24 protein-coding genes and 3 pseudogenes are annotated in these 24,122 nt (G+C 63.1%); 12 read left to right on the top strand and 15 right to left on the bottom strand.

Annotation, left to right across the window (positions count from 1 at the left end; all coding sequences use genetic code 11):
* Window positions 1-46: 46 nt before the first annotated feature.
* From ACFXS9_RS16985 to ACFXS9_RS16995, 3 genes are all read right to left on the bottom strand, one after another.
* Window positions 47-865 (bottom strand): hypothetical protein, encoded by an 819-nt coding sequence (locus ACFXS9_RS16985; protein WP_392690510.1) that lies wholly within the window; start codon window positions 863-865, stop codon window positions 47-49.
* Window positions 866-1,086: 221 nt separating this feature from the next.
* Window positions 1,087-2,334, bottom strand: a complete 1,248-nt coding sequence (ftsZ, locus tag ACFXS9_RS16990) for a cell division protein FtsZ (RefSeq protein ID WP_392690511.1) — start codon at window positions 2,332-2,334, stop codon at window positions 1,087-1,089.
* 48 nt (window positions 2,335-2,382) lie between these two features.
* Complete coding sequence (locus ACFXS9_RS16995) at window positions 2,383-2,763, bottom strand: hypothetical protein (RefSeq protein ID WP_392690513.1); 381 nt, start codon at window positions 2,761-2,763, stop codon at window positions 2,383-2,385.
* A 450-nt stretch (window positions 2,764-3,213) separates the two neighbouring features.
* On the opposite strand from ACFXS9_RS16995, the gene ACFXS9_RS17000 reads away from it, so the two are divergent.
* The 4 genes from ACFXS9_RS17000 (at window position 3,214) to ACFXS9_RS17015 (ending at window position 5,229) form a co-directional block, all read left to right on the top strand.
* Window positions 3,214-3,339, top strand: coding sequence for a hypothetical protein (locus tag ACFXS9_RS17000; RefSeq protein WP_392690515.1), 126 nt, complete (start codon window positions 3,214-3,216; stop codon window positions 3,337-3,339).
* Between the two features lie 107 nt (window positions 3,340-3,446).
* On the top strand, window positions 3,447-3,797 hold the full coding sequence (locus tag ACFXS9_RS17005; protein ID WP_392690517.1) for a cupin domain-containing protein: 351 nt from the start codon (window positions 3,447-3,449) through the stop codon (window positions 3,795-3,797).
* A gap of 170 nt (window positions 3,798-3,967) precedes the next feature.
* On the top strand, window positions 3,968-4,429 hold the full coding sequence (locus tag ACFXS9_RS17010; protein ID WP_392690518.1) for a VOC family protein: 462 nt from the start codon (window positions 3,968-3,970) through the stop codon (window positions 4,427-4,429).
* A 212-nt stretch (window positions 4,430-4,641) separates the two neighbouring features.
* Window positions 4,642-5,229 (top strand): hypothetical protein, encoded by a 588-nt coding sequence (locus tag ACFXS9_RS17015; protein WP_392690520.1) that lies wholly within the window; start codon window positions 4,642-4,644, stop codon window positions 5,227-5,229.
* Between the two features lie 134 nt (window positions 5,230-5,363).
* Here ACFXS9_RS17015 and ACFXS9_RS17020 read toward each other — a convergent pair whose 3' ends face one another.
* Window positions 5,364-6,896, bottom strand: coding sequence for an acyl-CoA carboxylase subunit beta (locus tag ACFXS9_RS17020; RefSeq protein WP_392690522.1), 1,533 nt, complete (start codon window positions 6,894-6,896; stop codon window positions 5,364-5,366).
* 133 nt (window positions 6,897-7,029) lie between these two features.
* On the opposite strand from ACFXS9_RS17020, the pseudogene ACFXS9_RS17025 reads away from it, so the two are divergent.
* Window positions 7,030-7,436: pseudogene (locus tag ACFXS9_RS17025) on the top strand (DUF4260 domain-containing protein).
* 22 nt (window positions 7,437-7,458) lie between these two features.
* On the opposite strand, the gene ACFXS9_RS17030 reads toward ACFXS9_RS17025, so the two are convergent.
* Window positions 7,459-8,832 carry a serine hydrolase gene (locus tag ACFXS9_RS17030; RefSeq protein ID WP_392690524.1) on the bottom strand — a complete coding sequence of 458 codons (1,374 nt, stop codon included), beginning with the start codon at window positions 8,830-8,832 and terminating at the stop codon, window positions 7,459-7,461.
* Window positions 8,833-8,987: 155 nt separating this feature from the next.
* Here ACFXS9_RS17030 and ACFXS9_RS17035 point away from each other — a divergent pair, with 155 nt between their 5' ends.
* Complete coding sequence (locus ACFXS9_RS17035) at window positions 8,988-9,521, top strand: hypothetical protein (protein WP_392690526.1); 534 nt, start codon at window positions 8,988-8,990, stop codon at window positions 9,519-9,521.
* Between the two features lie 7 nt (window positions 9,522-9,528).
* Here ACFXS9_RS17035 and ACFXS9_RS17040 read toward each other — a convergent pair whose 3' ends face one another.
* The 6 genes and pseudogenes from ACFXS9_RS17040 to ACFXS9_RS17065 all read right to left on the bottom strand — a co-directional run bounded on the left by ACFXS9_RS17040 (window position 9,529) and on the right by ACFXS9_RS17065 (window position 15,918).
* Window positions 9,529-10,347 carry a penicillin-binding transpeptidase domain-containing protein gene (locus ACFXS9_RS17040; protein ID WP_392690528.1) on the bottom strand — a complete coding sequence of 273 codons (819 nt, stop codon included), beginning with the start codon at window positions 10,345-10,347 and terminating at the stop codon, window positions 9,529-9,531.
* Between the two features lie 132 nt (window positions 10,348-10,479).
* Window positions 10,480-10,746, bottom strand: coding sequence for an EscU/YscU/HrcU family type III secretion system export apparatus switch protein (locus tag ACFXS9_RS17045; protein WP_028349018.1), 267 nt, complete (start codon window positions 10,744-10,746; stop codon window positions 10,480-10,482).
* Window positions 10,743-12,328, bottom strand: a pseudogene (locus tag ACFXS9_RS17050) (flagellar hook-length control protein FliK). The gene ACFXS9_RS17045 and the pseudogene ACFXS9_RS17050 overlap by 4 nt, the downstream one beginning before the upstream one ends.
* Window positions 12,329-12,399: 71 nt before the next feature.
* Window positions 12,400-13,172: pseudogene (locus ACFXS9_RS17055) on the bottom strand (ATP12 family chaperone protein).
* Between the two features lie 212 nt (window positions 13,173-13,384).
* Window positions 13,385-14,524 (bottom strand): amidohydrolase family protein, encoded by a 1,140-nt coding sequence (locus tag ACFXS9_RS17060; protein WP_392690530.1) that lies wholly within the window; start codon window positions 14,522-14,524, stop codon window positions 13,385-13,387.
* A 200-nt stretch (window positions 14,525-14,724) separates the two neighbouring features.
* The gene (locus ACFXS9_RS17065; RefSeq protein WP_392690532.1) at window positions 14,725-15,918 is read right to left on the bottom strand and encodes an RluA family pseudouridine synthase; all 1,194 of its coding nucleotides are present in this window, start codon (window positions 15,916-15,918) and stop codon (window positions 14,725-14,727) included.
* A gap of 132 nt (window positions 15,919-16,050) precedes the next feature.
* Here ACFXS9_RS17065 and ACFXS9_RS17070 point away from each other — a divergent pair, with 132 nt between their 5' ends.
* The 5 genes from ACFXS9_RS17070 (at window position 16,051) to ACFXS9_RS17090 (ending at window position 18,945) form a co-directional block, all read left to right on the top strand.
* Complete coding sequence (locus tag ACFXS9_RS17070; RefSeq protein ID WP_392690534.1) at window positions 16,051-16,986, top strand: alpha/beta hydrolase; 936 nt, start codon at window positions 16,051-16,053, stop codon at window positions 16,984-16,986.
* Between the two features lie 129 nt (window positions 16,987-17,115).
* Window positions 17,116-17,577: a hypothetical protein gene (locus ACFXS9_RS17075; RefSeq protein ID WP_392690536.1), complete on the top strand. Its 462-nt coding sequence runs from the start codon at window positions 17,116-17,118 to the stop codon at window positions 17,575-17,577.
* Window positions 17,574-18,254 (top strand): winged helix-turn-helix transcriptional regulator, encoded by a 681-nt coding sequence (locus ACFXS9_RS17080; RefSeq protein WP_392690538.1) that lies wholly within the window; start codon window positions 17,574-17,576, stop codon window positions 18,252-18,254. The genes ACFXS9_RS17075 and ACFXS9_RS17080 overlap by 4 nt, the downstream gene beginning before the upstream one ends.
* A gap of 11 nt (window positions 18,255-18,265) precedes the next feature.
* The gene (locus ACFXS9_RS17085) at window positions 18,266-18,661 is read left to right on the top strand and encodes a TfoX/Sxy family protein (protein ID WP_392690540.1); all 396 of its coding nucleotides are present in this window, start codon (window positions 18,266-18,268) and stop codon (window positions 18,659-18,661) included.
* A complete protein-coding gene (locus tag ACFXS9_RS17090) occupies window positions 18,658-18,945 on the top strand; it encodes a hypothetical protein (RefSeq protein ID WP_392690542.1) in 288 nt (95 codons plus the stop codon). The genes ACFXS9_RS17085 and ACFXS9_RS17090 overlap by 4 nt, the downstream gene beginning before the upstream one ends.
* Before the next feature lie 18 nt (window positions 18,946-18,963).
* Here the strand turns inward: ACFXS9_RS17090 and ACFXS9_RS17095 are convergent, their stop codons facing one another.
* The 4 genes from ACFXS9_RS17095 to ACFXS9_RS17110 form a co-directional block, all read right to left on the bottom strand.
* A complete protein-coding gene (locus tag ACFXS9_RS17095) occupies window positions 18,964-19,677 on the bottom strand; it encodes a tetratricopeptide repeat protein (RefSeq protein ID WP_392690544.1) in 714 nt (237 codons plus the stop codon).
* Window positions 19,674-21,011 (bottom strand): replication-associated recombination protein A, encoded by a 1,338-nt coding sequence (locus ACFXS9_RS17100; RefSeq protein ID WP_334414743.1) that lies wholly within the window; start codon window positions 21,009-21,011, stop codon window positions 19,674-19,676. Before ACFXS9_RS17100 ends, ACFXS9_RS17095 begins: the two co-directional genes overlap by 4 nt.
* On the bottom strand, window positions 21,008-22,405 hold the full coding sequence (locus tag ACFXS9_RS17105; protein ID WP_392690546.1) for a DegQ family serine endoprotease: 1,398 nt from the start codon (window positions 22,403-22,405) through the stop codon (window positions 21,008-21,010). The genes ACFXS9_RS17100 and ACFXS9_RS17105 overlap by 4 nt, the downstream gene beginning before the upstream one ends.
* Window positions 22,406-22,486: 81 nt before the next feature.
* Window positions 22,487-22,864, bottom strand: a complete 378-nt coding sequence (locus ACFXS9_RS17110) for a winged helix-turn-helix transcriptional regulator (RefSeq protein ID WP_392690548.1) — start codon at window positions 22,862-22,864, stop codon at window positions 22,487-22,489.
* Between the two features lie 129 nt (window positions 22,865-22,993).
* Between ACFXS9_RS17110 and ACFXS9_RS17115 the strand changes: the two genes are divergently transcribed.
* On the top strand, window positions 22,994-24,007 hold the full coding sequence (locus ACFXS9_RS17115; RefSeq protein WP_392690550.1) for a zinc-binding alcohol dehydrogenase family protein: 1,014 nt from the start codon (window positions 22,994-22,996) through the stop codon (window positions 24,005-24,007).
* Window positions 24,008-24,122 lie beyond the last annotated feature (115 nt).

A 24,122-nucleotide genomic window follows, 5' to 3' on the forward strand; every position in this document is an offset into this window, starting at 1 on the left:
CCCTCTGCCGGCAGGAGGACAAGCCTTCGGCCAGCGCCGGCGAAAACTATTGTTGTCCGGGCTGCAACTGCACCGGTGCTCGCGCTTGCACTCTGGTTGGTGTCGGCGGAGGCGTCGACACGGGCTTGCGCGAAGAGCCGGCAATTGGCGGTGGCGGATTGGCTGGTGTCGTCGCTGATGCTTTGGGCCGCGGCTGTTGCGCGGAGGCGTTCGCGATCACGCGCGCCATTTGCTCCTGGTTTGCCTTGAGCTGCTGGGCGGTGCTGGCATTTTCGCGGACCAATTCTTCCTGGCCAGCCTTGAGCTGTTCGACCTCCTGCTGCACGTTGGCGAGATCACGCGCCATCGTTTGGAGCAATTGTGTCACCTCGGGAGAGACCGGAGCAGCGACTGCGTCTTGCGGTGCGGTCTGGGCCGGGGGCTGCAATTGCGAAACTGCGGCGTCCGCCGCAGCTACCTGAACCATAGGCTCGCTGTGCTGGGCGGCGAGCTTCGGTGTTTCCGATGGCAACGACGAAGCCGGAGCAAGCTGCGGTACCCACGGGGCGATCATCAGCCTCGCCGCCTCGCCATAAGATTGCGAAGCGAAAGCAGCGATACAGATTCCCGCTGTCAACAGCAGACCGACAAAGCCGCGCAGCGCCGGTCTGCCGCGCGATGGCTGAGGAAGCCCGTTAACGGGCTTTTTCTCCAGCCTGGCAATCTGTTCATTGACAAGCGCGAGCTGTTCGTCCGCGCGGGCGATCTTTTCATAAGCATGCGCGAGCCGTTCATCGGCGCGCGCGACCAGTTCGATGTCTTGCGTGGACAGTCCCGGATTGACATCGCGTGGATCGGTTTGCCTGGTATTTACCGCGGTATCCATGAGCGCCTCCTGCCCGGTTTGCGATCACCTGAATGAACGGTCGTCGAACTTTGGACACTTCCTACCGCCGTTTTGACCAAAGCAAGGCTGGAGGATGGAAAGTATAGGACCGATTTTGGGCATTAGACCTTCAGGTACCGCCCGGGTGCCTCGACGATGGACCTGTTGAAGTCGCACCGCGGCGGTCTACCACCTCCAGGCGAGTTGACCCTTATGACGGGTCAGTTGGCCTTGCCGCCCAGGAAGGCCGGGATATCCAGAACCTTTTCCTCGATCGGATTGCGTGCGGGAGAAGCGCGACCGTAGGGATCGAGGCGCTGCGGTGCCGCATGCCGCGCCGGTTCCGCGATCGGCGGCCGTGCTTCGAAGTGGCGAGGCGGCGGGATCAGCGAGGGCGGGCTGGCGAATTGCGGCGGCGATATGCCACGCTCGGCGATGCGACGGCGGTCGTTGCTCAGCCTGCCGGCAAGGTCTGTGAGCAGGCCTTCCGCGGCTTGCGTCTGGCCTGTCGCGTCGAGATTATCGATGCCGGTGGCCACGACCGAGACGCGGACGATGCCTTCGAGGCTGGCATCGAAGGTCGCGCCGACGATGATGTTGGCGTCCGGATCGGCCTCGTCGCGGATGCGGGTGGCGGCTTCGTCGACCTCGAATAGCGTCAGGTCGCGGCCGCCTGTGATGGAAACGATGAGGCCACTGGCGCGCTTGATCGAGGGATTCTCGATCAACGGGTTGGAAATCGCAGCTACCGCAGCGTTGAGCACGCGCTTGCCGCCGGAAGCTTCGCCCCTGCCCATCATCGCTTTGCCCTTCTCGCGCATGACCGAGAGCACGTCGGCGAAATCGAGATTGATCAGGCCTTCCTTGACGATGAGATCGCTGATGCAGGCCACGCCCGAATAAAGCACCTGGTCGGCCATCGCGAAGGCATCGGCAAAGGAGGTCTTCTCGTTGGCCACCCGGAACAGGTTCTGGTTCGGAATGATCAGGAGGGTATCCACCGCCTTCAAGAGTTCCGCAATGCCGGCTTCGGCATAGCGCATGCGGCGCTGGCCCTCGAACTGGAACGGCTTGGTGACGACGCCGATGGTGAGAATGCCAAGTTCACGCGCGGTCTTGGCGATGACCGGCGCAGCTCCGGTGCCGGTGCCGCCGCCCATGCCGGCGGTGATGAACACCATGTGCGCGCCGGTCAGATGATCGCGGATCTCGTCTATGGCCTCTTCCGCCGCCGCGCGTCCGATATCGGGCTGGGCGCCGGCGCCAAGGCCTCCGGTTACCTGCGTGCCCATCTGGATGACGCGCCTGGCCTTCGAACTGGTGAGCGCCTGGGCGTCGGTATTGGCGACGATGAATTCGACGCCTTCAAGCCCGGCGTCGATCATGTTGTTGACGGCATTGCCGCCGGCACCGCCCACCCCGAACACGATAATGCGCGCCCTCAACTCGCGAATATCGGTGCCACTCATTTTTGCCCCACGGTTGCTCCGCCAAACCGCGGAATAGGAAGAGATTTGTTACCCGCCAGCAGCCTTGCGGTCTGCTTCCACCAAGCTCGCAGCCAGATGCCCCACCCGGCGCGCAGAATGTCCGTGATTCTCGTTCGAACTGCTAGTTCGGAGAGCGGCCCGAAGAGCCGCCACCTCCCCCTCAAGCCGCGCCGTCGCCTCCCTGGCGGCGGTGGTCTCGGCAGTCGCCTGCAGCAGCTCAGCGATCAGGTGATCGGCGCGCTGGCGTTCGTGCTCGAAATCTGCGCGATGATCGGCTGCCCTGGCCTCCAACTGCGCGACCTCGGCCTGCAGCGTTGCGATGAGCGCCCTCAACTGAGCGGCCTCGCCCGCCCGGTGACCGCCCGGTGGGTGTGGCGTATGCCTGACTTCAGCGAGATCAACGCTCACCAGGGCCTTCCCATCCTCGGAAAGCGAGCGCGGCAACCCGAGCCGCCTGGCAAGCGAGCGGGCGGCCGCTGCCGAGATGTTCAGGCGGGCGCCCAGGGCTGCATAGGTCAGATCTCAACGGACATCGGCTGTTCTCCCCGAACGAACCGCGCTGGAATCGTCTGATGATGACCGGATAGTCCCCCTAAGTTAGGGGCCTTATGGTTAACAGACAGTTAATGGAGGGCCAGGTACCGGTTTGAGCGTGCCGCGGCCACCCACCTTGCTCGGCGGAGGTGATGAATCCCACCGGGATTGGGATGTGCAAGCTGTGCGAGATCAACGGGTTGCGGTATATTCCGCCCATCGCGGCTGAGGCGCGATAGAGATGGATGACGAACAGCTTGCTGACCTGCACCGATTCTGGCCGACTACCACCGAAGGCTTGCCAAGGAAGCAGTCCTCGACGTCGTGCAACAATATCACTCCGACCTTGCGCAACGGCTCGCCGACGAGGCCGCGCTGATCCCAAGACGAACGGCGATCGCGCAACGGCTGCGCGAAGGGGAGCAGCGCATAAGGGACGACAAGGAGTAAACAACGGCAGTTGGACCTCCCCTGACGGTTTCGCGAACGGCAGAGCAAGACTATCATTTGCGCGGCATCACCAGGCGATGGGGGCGGATGATCCGAAGGAGGCCGTCATGAACCAGCCGCAGCCCATCAAGGACGCCAGTCACCTTTACGAAGTCGAACGTCGTGCGGAGCACGCCGCCCGCCCCGGCTTTCGCATCATGGAGTTGCAGCTCTCTGCAACCCAGAAGGTGCCGTGGCACACCCACACCAAGGTCTCCGATACGTTTTACGTTCTGGAAGGCCAGATGAGGCTGTTCCTGCAGGACCCGAAAGAGGAAGTGAGTTTGAGGCCCGGCGAAGTCTATGTCGTCAGGCCCACGCGACCGCATCTGGTGACCAACGCTGGCACGAAGTCGCTCACCTTCCTGGTTCTGCAAGGGGTCGGCGAATATGATTTTGTTCCTCTCTTGCCGGGTTAGCTTCGCCGGCCAGGGGAACTTGGCAGCCGACACACATTGACGCGACCACCAGTGCGCGGACCGCAGCCGCCACACTTTGCTCAAAGACCGGATCGACAATCGCCAGCAAAACAATAAGCGGGCTGAGCCGTCCTGCATGGATCAAATCCATCAAACCAGAGGAGACATCCATGGCAACACAGGTAAAGCCGGTTCCAAAGGGATTTCACACCGTGACGCCTTATCTCGTCGTCGATGGGGCCGAGAAGGTCATTCGCTTCATGAAAGAGGCCTTCGGAGCCGAACCGGTCTTCGAGCCGATGATGCGGCCCGACGGCAAGGTCATGCATGCGGAGTTCAAAATCGGAGATTCCATCGTGATGATTTCCGACTCCTCGGAGCGTGCACAAGCGACATCCACCATGCTGTATCTTTACGTACCCAACGTCGATGCCGTTTATCAGAAGGCGCTCAAGGCCGGCGCGACATCGTTGATGGAGCCCGCGGATCAATTTTATGGCGACCGCAGCGGCAGCGTGAAGGACGCGGCCGGCAATAGCTGGCACATCGGCACTCACATCGAGGACGTATCGCCGACCGAACTCAAGAAGCGCGCGACGGAGTTCATGAAGCAGCAGCACAAGGCGGCGTAGGCGAAACGCGTGAGCTTCATTGGCGGATTAGCGCTCGCGTAACTCGCGAACGTGCGGCCCGCAGTCGCGGCGGGTTAGGCGAAAGCGGCTCCAGCCCCGCGGGCAGCATTATTGGCCGGGGGGTTGAGTCTAGGAGGAGATGCGCTGCGGCAGGCGGCAGCGCCTCTAATTCGGCTGGATCGCTGCGCCGGCATGCTGGACAATAGAGCCCAATGTCCAGGTGGCTCAAAAACCTTCTGTTCGGGATATGGGGTCTTCTGCTCGTCCCGCTGATCGCGCCTGCCCTAAAAAGATGGTTGGAGGAAAACATCTTCTCCGATCCTGAGGGGATGGCCTCGGCGGCCTTTCGTAACGCGATCGCCACGCCCGTTTTCAGTAACTTCCTGGCACTGGGCCAACAGCCTTGGTTCAAACTTGCGCTGGTCTTCCTGACCGGAATTGTCGTTGGCGTCTCACTGGAATGGCTGAACCGGAGGTCGGACGGGAAGAAAGCCTCCGAGCTACGAAGCCTCGGCTGGAAGTTTCGCAGTCTTTCAGAGAGCATCAAGACTCGGACCGCGTCCTCGAGATGGCCGGACAGTGTGCCCGATCTCAAGCCTGCACTGCAGTCTGTACTGAGCTCAGCCAGGAAATTCGAGCTGTGGGTCCCGAACGAGCACGTGTACCAGTTGCCGGATGCGTCATTCCTTTGTGAATACCTCAGATGCGTCGGCCGGCTTTTGGAGGATGGCGATTTTAGCGAAGCCAGGAGGGAAGCGCTCTCCTGGAGGCCATTTCTCGACAACGGGGCGCTGTCCTGAGCGCGCAATCAATCGCCCGCCATGCGTCACAGCGAGCTTCGTAGGTTAGCATAGATAGCGTGACCCACCGAAGTCTCAATGCGCGGTTGGTTCGGCCGGTGGGTTACGCTTCGCTAACCCACCCTACGAACCTGTCACAACGGCAAATTGTCGTGCTTCTTCGCCGGCATCTCGACCTTCTTGTCCTTCAACATCGCCAGCGCCCTTGCGATCCGCTTCCTCGTCGAATGCGGCATGATGACGTCGTCGATGTAGCCGCGCTCGGCGGCGATGAAGGGGGATAGGAAGCGGTCTTCGTATTCCTTGGTGCGCTTGGCGATCGCTTCGGGATCGTTCATGTCGGCGCGGAAGATGATTTCGACGGCGCCCTTGGCGCCCATCACCGCGATCTGCGCGGTCGGCCAGGCGTAGTTCATGTCTGCGCCGATTTCTTTGGACGCCATCACGTCGAAGGCGCCGCCATAGGCTTTGCGGGTGATGACGGTGACGAGCGGCACCGTGCATTGCGAGTACGCAAACAGCAGTTTTGCGCCGTGCTTGATCAGGCCGCCATACTCTTGAGCAGTGCCCGGCAGGAAGCCCGGCACGTCGACAAACGTCACAATCGGGATGTTGAAGGCGTCGCAGAAGCGGACGAAGCGCGCGGCTTTCCGCGAGGCGTCAGAGTCGAGCACGCCCGCCAGCACCATCGGCTGGTTGGCGACGAAGCCGACCGTGCGGCCGGCGATGCGGCCGAAGCCGGTGACGATGTTTTTTGCGAACGCTTCCGAGATTTCGAAAAAGTCGCCCTCGTCCACCACCTTGAGGATCAACTCCTTCATGTCGTAGGGCTTGTTCGGATTGTCCGGGATCAGCGTATCCAGCGACATGTCCACGCGGCCGATGTCGTCAAAGCTCGGCCATTCCGGCACGCCGTCGGTGTTGTTGGACGGCAGGAAGTCGATCAGCCGGCGCATCTGCAACAGCGTCTCGACGTCGTTCTCGAACGCGCCATCGGCGATCGAGGAGCGCGTCGCGTGCACCGAGGCGCCGCCGAGTTCTTCCGCCGTCACCACCTCGTTGGTGACGGTCTTCACCACGTCGGGGCCGGTGACGAACATATAGCTGGTGTTCTTCACCATGAAGATGAAATCGGTCATCGCCGGCGAATAGACGTCGCCGCCGGCGCAGGGGCCCATGATGACCGAGATCTGCGGGATCACGCCCGATGCGATCACGTTGCGGCGGAACACGTAGGAATAGCCCGCGAGTGCGGCGACGCCCTCCTGGATGCGCGCGCCGCCGGCGTCATAGAGGCCGATGATCGGCGCCCTCGCCTTCATCGCCATGTCCTGCAGCTTTGTGATTTTCAGCGCGTGGGTCTCGGACAGCGAACCGCCGAACACGGTAAAGTCCTTGGCGAACACAAAGGTCTTGCGGCCGTTGACGGTGCCCCAGCCGGTGACGACGCCGTCGCCCGGCACCTTTGTTTTCTCCATGCCGAATTCGGTCGAGCGGTGCTCGACGAACATGTCGAATTCCTCGAACGAGCCCTTGTCGAGCAGAAGCTCGATGCGCTCACGGGCGGTCAATTTTCCGCGAGCGTGCTGCGCCTCGATGCGCTTTTCGCCGCCGCCGAGCTTGGCGCCGGCGCGCCGTCCTTCGAGGGTGTCCAGGATATCCTTCATGCTGCTTCCGCCCGCCTTTTGAGTAACGATTTGAAGGCCTTCTAGCACGGCCTTTTCGGAAGCGGAAACACCCCAGCCTCTGGTACCGCCGGCCCACGGCCCCTATATGCGCATCCTGACTATGGGGACCGGAATGACCGATACCGCAAGCGCCGACACCTCGGGCGCCGTTACAGGGGTGTGCGAACGGTGCTGCGGCTCGAGGGGTTAGCGCTCTTTATCGGTATGACGCTGCTTTACTATATCTGGGACGGATCGTGGTGGGTCTACGCCCTGCTGTTCTTCGTGCCGGACCTCAGCTTTGCCGCCTATCTGGGAGGATCGCGAACCGGGGCCTTCATCTACAACGCCGCACACAGCTACCTCGCGCCGATGGCGATCATGACGACCGGATTTGCCACCGCCGCGCCGCTCACGCTCTCGATTGCCATGATCTGGCTGGCCCATATCGGCCTCGACCGCGCGCTGGGCTACGGGCTGAAATACGCCACCGGTTTTGGCTTCACCCATCTGGGGCGGATCGGGAAGCCTTCGAATTGACATTGGCTGCATTTGGATGACGCTAAGGCAGGCGCCTGCCCGGCAGGTCCTTGCCGTTCTGATGCAGGACCAGCGACGGCGCCACGCCGCCTTCGGACCGTGCGAAGCTGACCTGGGCGTCGACGACGCGATAGAAAAATTCGGTCTCGCTCTCGGCGTAAACCTCGACCTCGGGCTGTGCCGTCGCCTGGATGAACAGCCGCGCGCCATCGGCGCGCACCGTCAGCGCGAAGGTCGGAGTTAGCTCGTAACGTCCGGCATAGGCCGCAAGCACGGCCGGATCGACCGCCACCTCATGGCGAATTTTTGCGAGCGGGTATGCCGCGTTGATGAGATGCGTGCCGAGCGCGATATTTGGGTTATAATCGGCCGCATTGGAGAGCACGATGCAGTTTCGCCGGGTCCTGGTCGAGTAGCCGATGAAGGTTGCATAACCGCCGGTGCCGCCACTCTTCCAAATCAATTCATCGCCGAACCGCGACGAAATGAACCAACCCAGTGCCACCTCACGCTCTTCCATCATTGGACGCCGCTCGGAAAGCGTCATCTTCAGCGCGGCGGCAACCGGCCCTTCAACGGGATTCATGCAGATCCGCAAGAATTTCATCAGATCGTTCGCCGTCGAACGGAACGCGCCGGCGCCGGCGAGCACTGAAAAATCCCAATTCGCGACGGGTGTCAGCGCGGCGCTGTGGCCACGCGCCAGACGTTGCCGCATCGAATTCGAAAGCGTGATGCGCGTATCCTCCATGCCGAGCGGCGTGCAAATCCGCGACATCACCAACTCCTCGTAGCTCTTGCCGGCGCGCCGTTCGAGGATGTGGCCGAGCAGGCCGAAACCGAGATTGGCGTATTCGTAGTGCTTGCCCGGCTTGTGGCCGAGCTTGTGGTTTGAGAGAAAGTCATAGAGCCGCTCGGAGGTGTAGTCGATATAGGGATTGCCCCAATCCTTCGGCGCGAAATTCGACGGCATCCGCGGCAGGCCCGACGTGTAGGTCGCAAGGTCCATCAGCGTGATCGGCGCCCCCTCGAAATCGGGCATCCTGACGCTGGCAGGCAGATATTTCGCCGCGGGGTCATCAGGTGCGAGCTCGCCGCGCAGCACCATGTCGGCAAACACCAGCGCGGTGAACACCTTGGTGATGGAGCCGATCTCGAACACGGTGTCGCCATCGAGCGGGCGATTGTCGGGGGAGCCGGATTGACCATGCGCCGTGATGCTGTGCCGGTCCCCGTCGAGGAAGGCGGCAACGAGGCCGATCGTTTCACGCCCGACATCCACCCTCTCCTTGAGGATGGCGGCAACATCCTGCCCCGGTGGCATCTGGGCCCAACCCCAATCTGGCCAAAGCGAAAACGCCAAGCCTCCTAACAGCACCGAGCGACGATGCGGCATGCGCGAGCCCCCTGGTAGTCATGGCAAGCTAGTACAACTTGCTCCGGCGCACCAGTCGATCGGGCGCAAACGCCAATGCATTGTCCGGATATCGGAGAGGCATCCTGCAATCTCGGGCACGGAACCTCGCCGCACACTGTGCCGGTGGAGGAACCGTGAACCCGTTGGGGGCGTTGATTGCCAAACCGAAGGAGGCCATCAAGATGTCTGGATATAATTTTGCGCGAACGGCGTTAGTGGCCACATCGTTATGCCTGACCGGCAGTGCGCTGGCCGCACCCGCCTCGCCCTTCGCCGCCATGGCGGGTACATGGTCAGGCGGCGGCGTACTCAGCACCAGTGACGGACAACGCGAGCAATTGCGCTGCCGCGCGTCGTACGACGTTGCCGGAAGCGGCGAGCAGCTTCAGCTCAACCTGAGGTGCGCCAGCCAGAGTTACAATTTCGATCTCGCAAGCGAGGTCCAATACCGTGGCGGCGCGATTTCGGGCTCATGGAGCGAAGCGAGCCGCAACGCTTCCGGAACGCTTACCGGGCGCGCCGCCGGCGATCGTGTCGAGGCTGCAGCGAGGGGCGACAACTTTTCGGCCCACCTGTCGCTGACGACCCGTGGCGGCAAGCAGACAGTGTCGATCCAGCCGCAGGGCACCAACGTCACGGCGGTCTCGCTGGCGCTGAACCGGCGTTAGCTGCCGGTTAAATCGCGACGATATCGGCGAGGCATTGCTGCACGACCGTCATGCGCGCGGCGATATGGCTTTGCTCCTTGCAGTCCATGTTCATGGCGAACACCGTCTGCTGGCTGCCCTTCTCGGCCCAGCCGACCATCCAGCCCAAGGATGGCTTGCTCGCTTCCGCGCCCAGCAGGCCGCTCTTGGCGCGGATGGTGGCGTCGCCGACCTTCGTCACGGGGAGGATGTCGCGCGTCAATTCCTGGCTGCGCTTGGAGACCGGCAGCACGTCGCGCCGCAGCCGGTCGACGAAATCGATCTGCTGCACCGGGTCGATGCGCAGATTGCCGGTCAGCCAGAACTGGTCGATGCCGCCGCCGATGTCGCGGTTGCCATAGTCCAACAGGTCGACATATTTCTGCATGCGCTCCGGCCCGATGCGGCGCGCGATCTCTTGATACACTGGCACCACGGAGGCCGCGATCGCCGAACGCAGCGTATGATCCTTGTTCCAGGGCTCGATGCTGCGCGTCACGCCGTCCCACTTGAAGACGTCCCTGTCGGGATCCTCGACCACGCCGGTCTCCAGCGCGATGATCGAATTCGCAATCTTGAAGGTCGAGGCCGGCAGCCTGCCCTCGCCCGAGCGCACCTTGTCGCTGGCGATGATCAGGTAATCGTCCACCTTGTAGCCAACGAAGGTGCCGGTCGTGCCGAGATCGAAAAACCGCTTGGCCAGATCCTCGCGAAACTCGCTCCGCTGGTAGGAGACATTGGCAAGGCCGCGCGCGGGCAACAGAGTGGTCGCGGCAAGGAGGCCGAGCGCATGACGACGATTGATCACGAGGATATCCAAGCTGGTTGAGGAATGCCGACGATGCGGATGGCATCGTGGAAAAACTATGACAGGCGGGCCTTTAGTTGCCCTGTGTTCCCAGCGCAAGCCGACATCCGCTCGCGCGAAAAAACACCGCAGTCACCGTATTCGCCCCGACAGCCGCAGCACGAAGATCAGCACTTCGGCGACGGCCTTGTAGAGCTCCGGCGGAATCTCGTCGCCGATTTCGACATGGGACAAGGCGCCCGCCAGCACCTCGTTCTCCTCGATCGGGATGTCATGTTCCCGGGCGAGCTCGATGATCTTGGCACCGATGACGCCCTTGCCCTTCGCCACGACCCGCGGCGCGCCGGTCTTGTCGTAATGCAGCGCGACCGCAAGCTTGCTTCTGGTTTCGACGCTCATAGCGCGCGATCCAGAAAATGACCGGCACGGGCGGCGGGCGCGGCCTGCGGCGGCGCGCCGTCGCGGATCACGATGTCGCCGGGCTGCAATTCGGCCCGGCTGAGCGCCTCGCTCAGTTGCGACGTCCCGGCGCGCAGTTGCTCTGCAGTCGCCGGCCGCTCCGCCCAGATCCGCACTGAAGTCTTGTCACCGGTCAGCGATATCAGCGCGTGAACCGGACCGGCCGGCTCGACGTCGAGGGAAAATCGCGCGCGCCACACCCGCTTGACCGCCTCGACGGCCTCGCTGCCGCCATCGCGGGAAATCTCGAACTGCGCCATCGCAGTGCCCTGCGGCGTCACGAAGGGAATTTCGAAATTCCAGCGTGGCGCCGTGACGTCGGCTTTCGGCCCCGCATCGATGCGATCAGGCAAGGAGGCGACCTGCAGCAGCGTCTGCCGCGCGATAGCGGCGTCGGTATCATCGAGCAGATGATGTGCGGTCGCCTCGAGCGGCGCATGCGGCGCGATGGTGGGCGAAGCAATTGGCTGTGCGGCCGGCAGTCCGCCGCGGATGGGCGGCGGCGGCGTGTTGGTGTGGAAGGTGACGTCGCCGCCCCGAATGTCTTTCGGCGTGGCTGTGGCACTCCTGATTGGAACGCCGAGTTCCTGCAGCGCTTCCTGCAGCAGCTTCAGCGTAGCGCCGGCATCAGGCGGGGCGGCCAGCGGGCTTCGGGCGGCATGGACCGGCAGCGCGAGATTTTCGGCTGCAAGCAATCGTGCCTGCGGCAGCAGGATTTCCGGCAGATCGACGTTGGGCGACAAGGACGGCGCAAGGCTCGCGGCGGCCGGTGATGGCGCAGCTTGTTGCGCTCCGGCCAGCGTCGCCGGTAGCGCGGTCGTCGAATTGACGCCGAGCGCCGACTGCAACGTCTGACGCAGCACGATCAGCGCGGCCTTGAGATCGGGTACGCCGCTTGGTGGGACTGAGCCCGACGCCAGCGACGCTTCGAGGAAGATTCCGGACTTCTGGAATGCCGTCTTGATGTCGGCGCCGTCGAGATTCTGATCGAGACTGGTCTGTTGCGCCAGCACCAGCCGATAGCCGCTTGCAATTTCGGCGGCAGATTGCTGGACGAAATCGCCGCGCCCAGATTGGCAAACAGCGGCGCCAGGCTGTCCTGTTCGGTCGCCGCGGCTTGGGCGGCGGCGGAGACGGCCGCGCGCTCCAGCGGCGTCAGCACGTTCTTCGCCGACACGATGGCCGGTCGATTGACGGCCGCATCGGCCAGCGCATCTGATGACAAGGTGACGGCGTCGGCGGATGCCCCGGCGGCATCACTGCCCTGCCCGACCACGGCCAGGCGGATGCCATCCTTGGTCTGCGACACCGCAAGCTGCAGGTTCTGGCCTTGCTGCAGCGGAATTTCCGTGGCCACGTCGATCGAGAGGCTGGCGATCGCAATCCGCACGAGATCGGCGGACAGCACTTTCAGAACCTGGGCGTTGACCACGCTGCCGGGCTGCAGCACCAGTTCGGGCGCCACGCTGCCAGCTTCTTGGGCTGATAGCACCGGGAGAACGGGATTGATGGAAATCGCCATAGTGTGAGGTCTCGGCCAAGCCCGAAGCCTACCCCGCCGCCGTAAACCTCTCCTTAACCGGCAGCAGGCGCTCAGGCCTTCAGGGCGCCCAGAATGGTCACCGCGGCCCGGAAATCGACCAGCCGGGCAGCCCGGCGAGCCGCCACCTCCTCGTCCACGCCCCATTTCTCGGCGTTCCAGTCATCATCGACATGGGCGGCCGCCCAACCTGGTCGGAATCGAGGGCCCCGCGCAGCAGCGCCAACGCCAGTAGCGCGGAGCCTGTCAACGTCGTCACCACATGCAGCGCCGCCACGGCCCAAGGGTCGGCCGGAAACACGCTACGGGCGGCCTTGATCGCCTGCTCCGGCTGGGTCACATGCACGATCCCCTCGGACAGGATGAAATGAGCCCCGAGCTCGTTCGCGGCCCATGACAGCACCGGATCCCAATGCGCGGCTTCCCGGGCGACCAGCGCCTCGGGATGGCCGGCACGATAGAACAGCAAGTCGGAGCCGAGGTATTTTGCGACATCGTCGGCCACAGCATCGACGCGATCGGCGACCTCGGCGACAGAATTGGCGAAGCGCGTCAGCGGCATGGTCAGGGGATCGATAGTCTCGCCCTGCGCATTCCATTCGGCGGCGATGTGCTCGGCAATGCCGCTGGCCGGCGCTACGACCTGGCGGCCGGAAGGCGTGCGGATCGGCTTGCCATCCAACGTCACCGCAAACCCGCCATCGGCCGGCGCGACGCCGGCTTCCTTGTAGATGCGCTTGCGCTGGGGCGCACGCGTAGCGCGGCGCACCGCTTCCGTCGGATCGAGCGGAGACTGTCCGGCAACTTCATCGAATAGTTCACGCATGCGGCTTCCAGCAGGTCGGTGATAATCCAGTCCCAACAATACGATGCCGGTGGATGCAAATAAAGGCGATGAGGAGGTTAGGCCAGCAAGCTGCGATGCTGGTTCTGCCGGCTGAAGTCGGGTTCCACTCGCCGGAATCGCCCATTTCGCCAGCCGGCGTCATTCCGGGGGCGGCGTAGTGCGAGCCCGGAAATGACGAAGGCCTGGTCAGCTCACTTCTGATAGATCACCTTTCCCGCCCGGATCGTGTAGGCGACCTTGGCGAGATTGGTGACGTCGGCGAGCGGGTCGCCGTCAAGCACCACGAGATCGGCGTCGAATCCCTTCTCGACCCGCCCTTTCTTCGCCGCCTTGAAATATTGCGCCGGATTGGTCGTCAGCGACGCCATGATCTGGCGCGCGGACAGCGCGCGATGCATCAGCTCGTATTCGAGCGTGGTATCGTAATAGGTGGTGAAGCCGACATCGGTGCCGAACAGGACTGGACCGCCATTGTCGGAGAACGCCTTGACTTGAGCGACGGTCGTTGCGACGAGGCGCGCAGCGATATCGGGCGCAACGGGAAGCTTTGCAAACAGCGACAGCGTCGGAACCAGGGCAATGCGCTGCTGCTTGAATCGCGCGAGCTGCTCGGGCGAATAGAGCGGCTCGCCGGGCACCGTGTGCGCCATGATATCGACGCCAGCCGCGATGACGGCGTCGACGCCCGCCATGTTTTGCGGATGGGCAAACACCGGCTTGCCCGCAGCATGCGCGACATCAACGGCTGCCTTGGCGATGCCGGGGTCCATGTTCACGACCGGCTTGCCGGTGCCCTTGAAGGAGCCGGTGAACAGTTTCACGCCGTCGAGACCGAAGCCCATAAAGGTACTTGCCCATTGCGCGGCCTCCTCGGGCGTCGAAGCCATGGGTAGTTTCATCTCAGCCGGGAGATAGGCGGGATGGCCGTCCCTGGGAAAGATGCTGCCAGCCGTATAAATATCCGGGCCCGGCACCTCGCCGGAGTTAACCCGGCGGCGCAGCGCGAGCGTATCTCTTCCGTCCGAACCGATATCCCAGATGGTCGTAAAACCCCAGCGCGTCAGCATCTCGCGCATATGCTCTACCAATGGCGCGGCGGGAACGGAGCCCGCATTCCTCCATACGGCTTGCGTGAAATGGACATGGCTGTTCCAGAAACCGGCGACCACGATCTTGCCGGTGCAATCGATGACGCGCGCATCGGAGGGAATTTGCACCTCGCTGCGGGTTCCGACCGCGGCGATGGCGCCATTGGCGGTGAGAATCACGGCGTCGGCAAGCGGCGCAGCGTCGGGCGAAGCGTAGACACTGCCGCCGACGAGCGCGAGCATCTGCGCACGGGCAGAACCAGGTGCGCCGTACGCTCCTATCACAGCGAAAAAGCAAAACGCGAGCCGGACCAGATTTCCGTTCATGCGCGATCCCCCTGCACCTGACGGCCTGATGTCAGGACCGTCCGGATCGCACAATATCAAATCAGCGCGTTTTTGCGTTTGACAGTTATTGCGCCAGCCGGTGCGTTGCGTGCCTGCTACTCTTCCGGTGCGTTCTCGATCGGATCGAACCGGTCGTGCTCCAGCCCGAGCAGATTCCAGGATTGCAGCATGTGCGGCGGCAGCGGCGCGCTGACGTCGATCACGCCGCCGCGCGGATGCGGGATCACGAGCCGCCGCGCCAGAAGATGGAGCCGATTCTGCAGGCCACCCGGCAGATCCCAGTTCTCCTTGTTGAAATATTTGGGATCGCCGACAATGGCGTGATCGATATGCGCCATGTGGGCGCGCAACTGGTGGGTTCGCCCGGTGACCGGCTTCAGCGACACCCAGGCGAGTTTCTGCGCCGAGGTCTCGACCACCGCGTAATACGTCACCGCGTGGCTCGCGCCCTCGTCGCCATGTTTTGCGACCCGCATGATGCTGTCCTCCTCGCTCTCCTCCTTGGCGAGATAGGTCGAGATGCGGCCCTGCTTCGGCTTCGGCACGCCCGCCACCAGCGCCCAGTAAATCTTGCGCGCGGAGCGGTGGCGGAACGAGCCGGTCAGTGCGGTGGCGGCAAAGCGCGTTTTGGCGACCAGCAGACAGCCCGACGTCTCCCTGTCGAGCCGATGGACCAGCCGCGGCTTCTGCCCCTTGGCGTCGCGCATCACCTCCAGCATCTGGTCGACATTGCGCGTGATGCCGGAGCCGCCTTGCACCGCCAGCCCCGCCGGCTTGTTCAGCACCACGACGTCGGCGTCTTCGTAAAGCGTCATCTCCTTCAGGGCCTGCAGCGTCTTGGTCGCGGCTTCCGAGAGCGGACCCGTTCCCTTCGGCGCATCGAGTCGCAGCGGCGGAATGCGAACGGTCTGGCCCTCTTCGAGCCGGTCCTTGCTGTCGGCGCGCTTGCCGTTGACGCGCAGCTCGCCCTTCCGGACGATGCGCTGGATGTGGGAGAACGACAGGCCGGGAAAGCGCGCCTCGAGGAAGCGGTCGACGCGCATGTTGTTTTCGTCCGCCGTGACGACGACGGTTTGAACTTTCGTCGGCAGCGGTAGCTCGGCTGCGACCTTTTCCGGCTCGGGCGCAACGGGCTTCGCTGCACGCGGCGGCGAAGCCGAAAGCCGCGCCCCTGGCTTTCCGCCCGGGCGATGTGCCGGCGGCCGCTCGGCTGACGAGCCCCGATAGGGCCGCGCGCCCTTCGGGCGATCGCCCGCCGGGCGGAGAGGTCTCTTGACGCGTCGGCTCATGATGGCTGCGGCTCCGAAAGTTGAGCGGTTGAGTAGCGCAAAAGCAGCGAATCGTCACGGCGAATTCAGTACAAATCAGGCGCCTGATCGGCCATGTTAGGCCAAACAACCAAGAAACGTGGGGCAGGCCGGATGAAATTATCAAGATCGGCTTTGGCCGTTCTGGCGGCAATGATCGCAAGCACGGCGTGGGCACAGATGCCGGAAGATCTGGCCTGGAAGCTCCTGGAACTCGGCCGCGTCATCGACCCACCCAAGACGGTGGAGCTCTACGCGCCGCTGCAGGAAAAAGAGCCGTATCAGGGCGTCAAGATCGACCGGGACGTTAAATACGGTCCTGCCGATCGCAACCTGCTCGATATCTTCGCACCGGATAACGTGACATCAGCCCGGCCGGTGCTGATCTTTGTCCATGGCGGCGCCTTCGTCGGCGGCAACAAGCGGACCACACCGACCAGCCCATTCTACGACAACATCATGCTATGGGCGGCAAGGAACGGCTTCGTCGGCGTCAACGTAACCTATCGGCTCGCGCCGCTGGCACCCTGGCCGGCGGGCACCGAGGATATCGCCACCGCGGTCAAGTGGATCGCCGACAAGGTCGGCGAGCGTGGCGGCAATCCGGCGCGCATCTACCTGATGGGACATTCCGCCGGCGCGGTACACATCGCAAACTATGTCGCGCATCCCAAATTCCACAAGGTGAAGGGTGGCGGCCTGGCCGGCGCGATCATGCTCTCGGGAGTTTACGACCTGACCGCGACACCGCTCGCCGATACCGGGCGCGCCTACTTCGGCGCCGATCCCACGCGCTACGCCGAACGATCCTCGCTGTCCGGTTTGGCAACAACGGATATCCCGCTGATGATGGCCGCCGCCGAACTGGACCCGGAAGGCTTCGTGCTGCAATTCGATCTCGCGAAAGATGCAAGCTGCAAACGCGCCGCCGGATGCGCACGCACTTTCCTCCTGCCGCAGCACAGCCACATGTCGGAGGTGTATTCGATCAACACCGCCGACACCCGGCTGACCGATCAGATCCTGGACTTCGTGAGGACAGGGAAATAGCGACAGAGTTCAGGGGCATTGCGGCCTCGCGCCCGGAACGCCGCACGGCGACGCTGCCGCCCCACGACTATTTGACTCCAGATTTTATAGCATGTACTATAAAAAATGTAGTACGGTGGAGCTGTTCCGATGCCAGCAGCATCTTACGTTGCCCGTCCAGCCGGCGCCCGCGGCTTTTGGCTTGGCTTTGCCGCCTACCTGCTTCCCTCGTTTCCGATCGCCTATATCTGGCGCCTCGTCCTGTTCGAGCAGAATTACCACGCGCTCCAGATCTACCGCGACGAGCCGGTAATCGCGTTCGGACTGGGTTCGATGATCATCCAGGGCGCGATGTTCTCGTGGCTGTTCCCGCGCGTATTTGCACAACGTAGCGGCTCGTTTCTGAAGAACGGGCTGCTGTACGGTCTTGGCGCAGGCCTGCTGTCGTGGTCGTTCACCACGCTCGCGGTCGCAGCCAAGAATGTGATGGTTTCCGTGCCGGACTACGTGCTGCTCGAAACCGCGTTCACGATCCTGCAATTCGCAGTCGTGGGGCCGTTGATCGCCCTCGCCTACCGATATGATGCGGAGGAAACAAGCTCGAAGGCATGAGCAATCTTCACTATCCGCAATTCTGCGCACTCGCCCGCGCGGCGGAGATCATCGGCGAGCGTTGGACTCTCCTGATCATCCGCGAGCTTCTTCTTGGGCCGAAGCGATTTGGCGATCTCCTGGATCATCTTGACGGCATGAGCCCCACCTTGCTGACAACGCGCCTCACCGCCCTGATCGAGTGCAACGTCGTACGGCGAACCGCCTTGCCGCCGCCGGCCAATGCGCAGGTATACGAATTGACCGAGATCGGCCGGGAAGTTCAGCCCGCGATCCGGGAGTTGATCCGCTGGGGCGGCCGCTTCCTGTTCCCACCGGTGCCCGGCGACACGTTCGAGCCGGATTGGGTGCTGCTGGGCCTGGATGCCATTGCGAAGCGTTCACCCGTGCCGGAAATCAGGATCGGCCTTACGGTCACCCATGGCAAGAAATCGGCAGGCTTCACCGTCGCGGGCGGCGGCTTCGGGACGGCGATTGAGAGGGGCATCACCGATTGCAAGGGGACGCTGGAAGCTCCGTTCGACGCGGTGCTCCAGATTGTCGGAACGAGCGTGTCCCTGCAGGACGCGATCGATGCGAAGCGCGCCAGCGTGAGCGGCTCGATGGCCCTCGTCCGCAAGCTTCCCCTTCTGTTCGACCTGGCGGAACGCCGGCGCATAACGCCCGCTGCAATCTGACGGAGGGGCCGGTGGCCTGGACGAAATCACCACAGTCGCTGATCGACCTGTTCGACAAGTCGGTTCCGCCAGGCGCAAATATCTCCCGCCGCAAGATGTTCGGCTACCCGGCGGCCTTTGCCAACGGAAATCTGTTTATTGGGCTGCACCAGAACGATTTCGTCATGCGGCTCTCGGAGCAGGATCGCGCCCGGTTTAGCGCCGAATTTGGCGAACGGATCTTCGAGCCGATGAAGGGCCGGCCGATGCGTGAATATGTTCGGTTGCCAGAGGAGCTACTGGCCGACGCGGACAAGCGCGCATCCTGGATCGATCTTTCGCTGCACTATGCCGAGGCAATCGCGCCGAAGGCGACGTCTCCAAAGAAAAAGCAATTGCCCCGATCGATGAAAAGGAGTCGAGTATGAAGAAATTCGTGCTGTTGCACTACGGGTTTGTGAAACCTACCCCGGAAATCATGGCCGCCTGGGGCAAATGGTTCGAGGCAACCAAGCCGCATACCGTGGACATGGGCGGCTTCGGCAATGGTCGCGAAATCTCGAAAGGCGGAACGAAGGACCTTCCGCTCGGACCCGACTCCATCACCGGCTTCACAATCGTCAACGCGGCAAGTCTCGACGACGCCGAGAAGATGGCGCAAGGCAACCCTTTCATTTCGAGCATTCGAGTCTACGAAGTAAGGTCGGGCTGACGCGGAAGACCACCGGCGCTACTTGCACTGCGCAGCGTTTCTCACCGCGGTCAGGTCGGCACCGGAGTTGTTGGACGGACGCTTCCTGGCGGCTTCATCCGCTGCCGCGCAGGCAGCCGCGTCACCGTTCTGGAAGCGCGCGATGGCGAGATTGGTCCAGGCGTCGCCGAAATCCGGCGCATCCTTGACCGCCTGCTCCAGCATCGGCTGCGCATCGCGCGGGCGTTTTGCGATCAGCAACATGCGGCCATAGTCGGCCCTGAGCGCCTTCACCGGATTGGGCTGTTTGAGCGCGATCCTGAACAGCTCATCGGCGGCATCGAGATCATTGAAGCGAAATTGCGCGACCACCGCGAGGCCGTGATAGACGGCGCTCTGCTCCGGCGAAATGAGAAACGCCTGGTTAAACCGTAACGCGGCCTCACGTATCTTGCCGGTATTCACGGCCCTCCAACCACGCAGGGTTATTTCGTCGAAGGCTTTTTCGCGAGAGCCTGTCGCCCCGATGATGGCGCTTACAAACTTCTCGTCCGCGGCCTTCTCTTCCGAATTCTTGACTGCAAATCCGAAAAACGGCTGCTCGTTGGTCGGCGCTGTATAGCTTCGCTTCATCACCTGCACGCCTGGCGCCACCTCGACGCTGTCAGCCGCGGCAGCAAGCGGCGACGCCAGCATCACCACACATGCGACGGCCCGAATGGCCTGCCTCAGAAAGTTCTCAAAACTGTTCATTCGCGCTTGTCCCGTTCCTTACGCAGCTTGGCCCAGTAGTCCAGCCGCTTGCGAATCTCGCGCTCGAAGCCGCGATCGGGTGGATCGTAAAACGTCTGCCGCCCCAGAGCTTCCGGAAAGTAGTCCTGCCCGGAGAACGCGTCCGGCGCGTCGTGATCGTATTCGTAGCCGGAGCCGTAGCCTTCCGACTTCATCAATTTTGTCGGCGAATTGAGAATATGTTTTGGCGGCAGCAGCGAGCCGCCCTCTTTCGCCGTGCGCGTCGCCGCGCCGAAGGCCTTGTAGGCGGCATTCGATTTCGGCGCGGTGGCGAGATAGATCACGGCCTGCGCAATCGCGAGTTCGCCCTCAGGAGACCCAAGAAAATCGAAGGCGTCCTTGGCAGCATTGCAGATCACCAGCGCCTGCGGATCGGCAAGGCCGATATCCTCCACCGCCATGCGCACGACGCGCCGCGCCAGGAATAGCGGGTCCTCGCCGGCGTCCAGCATGCGCGCGAGGTAATACAGCGCGGCGTCGGGGTCCGAGCCGCGCACGGACTTATGCAGGGCCGAGATCAGGTTGTAATGGCCATCAGCCGACTTGTCGTAGATCGGCGCGCGGCGTTGCAGGATCTCCTGCAACTGGGCGGCGTTGAAGATTTCGTCCCTGCGCGCGGCGCGCCAGACCTCTTCGACCAATGTCAGCGCCGCACGGCCGTCGCCGTCGGCCATCCGCACCAGCACGGCGCGCGCCTCGGCATCGAGCGGCAATTTTCGTCCCTCGACCCTCTCGGCATGCGCAAAGAGCTTTTCGATCGCGGCAGCATCGAGCGAATGAAACACCAGCACGCGCGCGCGCGACAACAGCGCGGCGTTGAGCTCGAATGACGGGTTTTCCGTGGTGGCGCCGACCAGCACCACGGTGCCGTCTTCCATGACAGGTAGAAAGGAATCCTGCTGCGCGCGGTTGAAGCGATGCACCTCGTCGACGAACAACAGCGTGCCCTTGCCCATTTCGCGACGGGCGCGCGCGGCGTCGAAGACCTTCTTCAAATCGGCGACGCCGGAAAACACTGCCGAAATCTGCTCGAAATGCAGTTCAGTGGCATCCGCCAGCAGCCGCGCCACCGTGGTCTTGCCGGTGCCCGGCGGTCCCCAGAACACCAGCGAGCCGAGCGTGCGCGTCTCCAGCATCCGCGTCAGCGCGCCATCGGGACCGAGAATGTGATCCTGTCCGACGACATCGGCAAGCGAGCGCGGGCGCAGCCGGTCGGGAAGCGGACGCGGCGCATCCTCCTCCATCCCTGCCGCGGCAAAGAGATTGGTCGCCTCACGGGGTTTCTTCGGGCTCATCCGCCGAGCGTCACGTTGATCTGCTGGCCGCCGCGCACCACGACGATGCGCCAGAGCCTGGACGAGGTTTTCGAAGCCTTGTCGAGGTCGCTGGTCTTGCCGATTTTCTGATTGTTGACCGCAAGGATGATGTCGCCTTTCTGGAAGCCGACGCTTGCGGCAGTACCACCATCGGCGAGATCGATCACGACGACGCCCTCGGCCTGGGAATCCAGATGCAGCTCGTCGGCAACCGCCGGCGAAATATTGGCGACCTTGGCGCCCTGGAACGGCGAGCGCGCAGTGAGCACGATTTCATCGCGGTTGGTGTCGGGGGCGGTCTCCAGCGGCACCGTGACCTTGACGGTCTTTCCGCCACGCTGCACGTCGATCTGTGCGGCGCCCCCGAGTTGCCTTGTGGCGAAGCGGTAATCGAACGCGTTGGGTTCGTCGATTGGCTGCCCTTCGATGGCGACGATCAGATCAGACGGCTTCAGACCGGCGCGTGCGGCCGGACTGTTTGGTGTGACATTGGCGACCAGGGCGCCGTTCGGCAGTTTCAGCCCCAGCGTCTCGGCAATTTCAGGCGTCACCGCCTGCAGTTTCGCACCCAGCCACGGCCGCTTGACGGCCTTGCCGCCGCTCTTGGCGGAGGCCACGACCACGCGCACCATGTTTGTGGGGATCGCAAAGCCGATGCCCTGCGAGCCGCCGGAGCGCGAGAAGATTGCGGTGTTGATGCCGACCAGCTTGCCGGTCATGTCGACCAGCGCGCCGCCGGAATTGCCGGGATTGATCGCGGCATCGGTCTGGATGAAGAACTGGTAATCGGTCACGCCGACCTTGGTGCGGGCCAGCGCCGAGACGATGCCGTGGGTCACGGTCTGGCCGACGCCGAAAGGATTGCCGATCGCGAGCACGACGTCGCCGACCAGCAATTCATCGGAATTGGCAAAGTCCAGCGTCGCAAATTTCTCTCGTCCGTCCTTCACGCGCAGCACGGCCAGATCCGTGCGGCTGTCCTTCAGCACGATCTCGGCCTCGAACTCGCGCTTGTCGGCGAGCGAAATCTTGACCTGATCGGCGCCCTCGATGACGTGGTTGTTGGTGACCACGAGCCCCGAGGCATCGACCATCACGCCCGATCCCAGCGAGCGCTGCATCTGTTCGGGCTGCATTCCAGGCACGCCGAAGAAGCGGCGGAAGATCGGGTCATCCAGCAGCGGGTTGCGATTCTGTATCGTCTTGGCGGCATAGACGTTCACGACTGCCGGCTGCGCGCGCTGCACGATCGGCGCGTACGACAACCGCAACTCGGCGCCCGAGGTTGGCACGCGCCGATCCTGCGCCAGCGCCGGCGTTGCAACCACTGCGGAAACCAGCAGCAAGGCGAAAGAGCGGATCGTCAACGTCATGCAAGAATCCCAAAATTGATGGCCCCAGATATAGATGCGAGGCAGCAACGAGAGAAGATAAGGCGGTACACATACTGCCGGTCAGGCCGCGCGATCGGGCACTTTCGCGGTGTCGGAGGCCGGCGCATAGGATAGCCTTTCCTGATGGCCCTCGCCCCATGCCCTGAGCGTCTCGATCACCGGCCGCAGGCTCTCGCCGATCTCCGACAGCGAGTATTCGACCCGCGGCGGCACCTCGGCATAGACCTTGCGGATCACGAGCTTATCGTCCTCGAGCGCGCGAAGCTGCTTGGTCAGCATGCGCTGGGTAATCCCCGGCATCCGCCGCCGCAACTCCCCGAAGCGCTGGGTGCCGGCCTGCAGGTGAAACAGGATCACGCCTTTCCACTTGCCATCGATCAAATCGAGCGTCGCTTCAACTGCGCAGCCCGGCCGACGGGCAAAATTCCGCCGTTTCATGAGTTTTTCCTGGAGTTTCCCCAATAGTATCCAAACAGGGACTAGTTCCCCAAATTTACAGTACTTGCCAAGCGGATGCTAGAGCGACAGTTAGGCAATCAATCTGTCAAACACGGAGGAGGCACGGACATGAAGGCCGTCGGATACAAAAAATCGCTCCCCATCGAGGACGCGAATGCGCTGATTGATTTTGAGGCCGCCAAGCCGGAACCGACGGGCCGCGACATCCGCGTCGCCGTCAAGGCGATCTCGGCCAACCCGGTCGATTACAAGGTCCGCAAGCGCGCCGCACCGCCCGAGGGCGAAACGAAAATCCTGGGCTACGACGCAGCCGGCATCGTCGATGCCGTCGGCCCGGACGTGACGCTGTTCAAGGCAGGTGACGAAGTGTTTTACGCGGGCTCGATCCTGCGCCAGGGGACGAACGCGGAATTTCACCTGGTCGACGAGCGGATCGTCGGCCGCAAGCCGAAATCGCTGTCGTTCGCGCAGGCCGCGGCACTGCCGCTGACCTCGATCACCGCCTGGGAATTGCTGTTCGATCGGCTCGGCGCCGCGCCGGGCAAGAGCCTAGATCCGCGCACGTTGCTGATCACCGGCGGCGCCGGCGGCGTCGGCTCGATCCTGACCCAGCTCGCGCGCCGCCTCACCGGGTTGACGGTGGTCGCTACCGCCACGCGTCCGGAGTCGCAAAAATGGTGCCGCGATCTCGGCGCGCATGCGGTGATCGATCATGCCCAGCCGATGAAGGAGCAGATCGAAAAGTTGAAAGTGCCGCCGGTCGCGCTGGTCGCGAGCCTCACCTTCACCGACCAGCACTACAAGGCGATCGCGGATTTCATCGCGCCGCAAGGCAAGTTCGGCCTGATCGACGATCCCCCGGAATTCACCGTCTCCGCCTTCAAGGGCAAGGCGGTTTCGATCCACTGGGAATCGATGTTCACGCGCTCGTCATTCCAGACGTCTGACATGATCGCCCAGCACCACCTCCTGAACGACGTCTCCGACCTCCTCGACAAGGGCGTGCTGCGCACCACGCTGGACCAGACTTTTGGCACCATCAACGCGGCCAATCTGAAGCGCGCGCATGCGCTGCTAGAGAGCGGCAAGTCGCGCGGCAAGATCGTGCTGGAGGGCTGGTAGCGGCCCAACAACGGGGTTGATCTGGAGGTCGATTCAAGGGAGCCTGTTCTATCGATCCGGGATGGCTGTCGCCGAAAGCCCCGGCGCGAATTGCCGGGGAACACGGGAGACAGGA

Origin of the sequence: Bradyrhizobium sp. RDI18, from assembly GCF_043203335.1 — a bacterium.
Lineage (GTDB): Bacteria > Pseudomonadota > Alphaproteobacteria > Rhizobiales > Xanthobacteraceae > Bradyrhizobium > Bradyrhizobium retamae.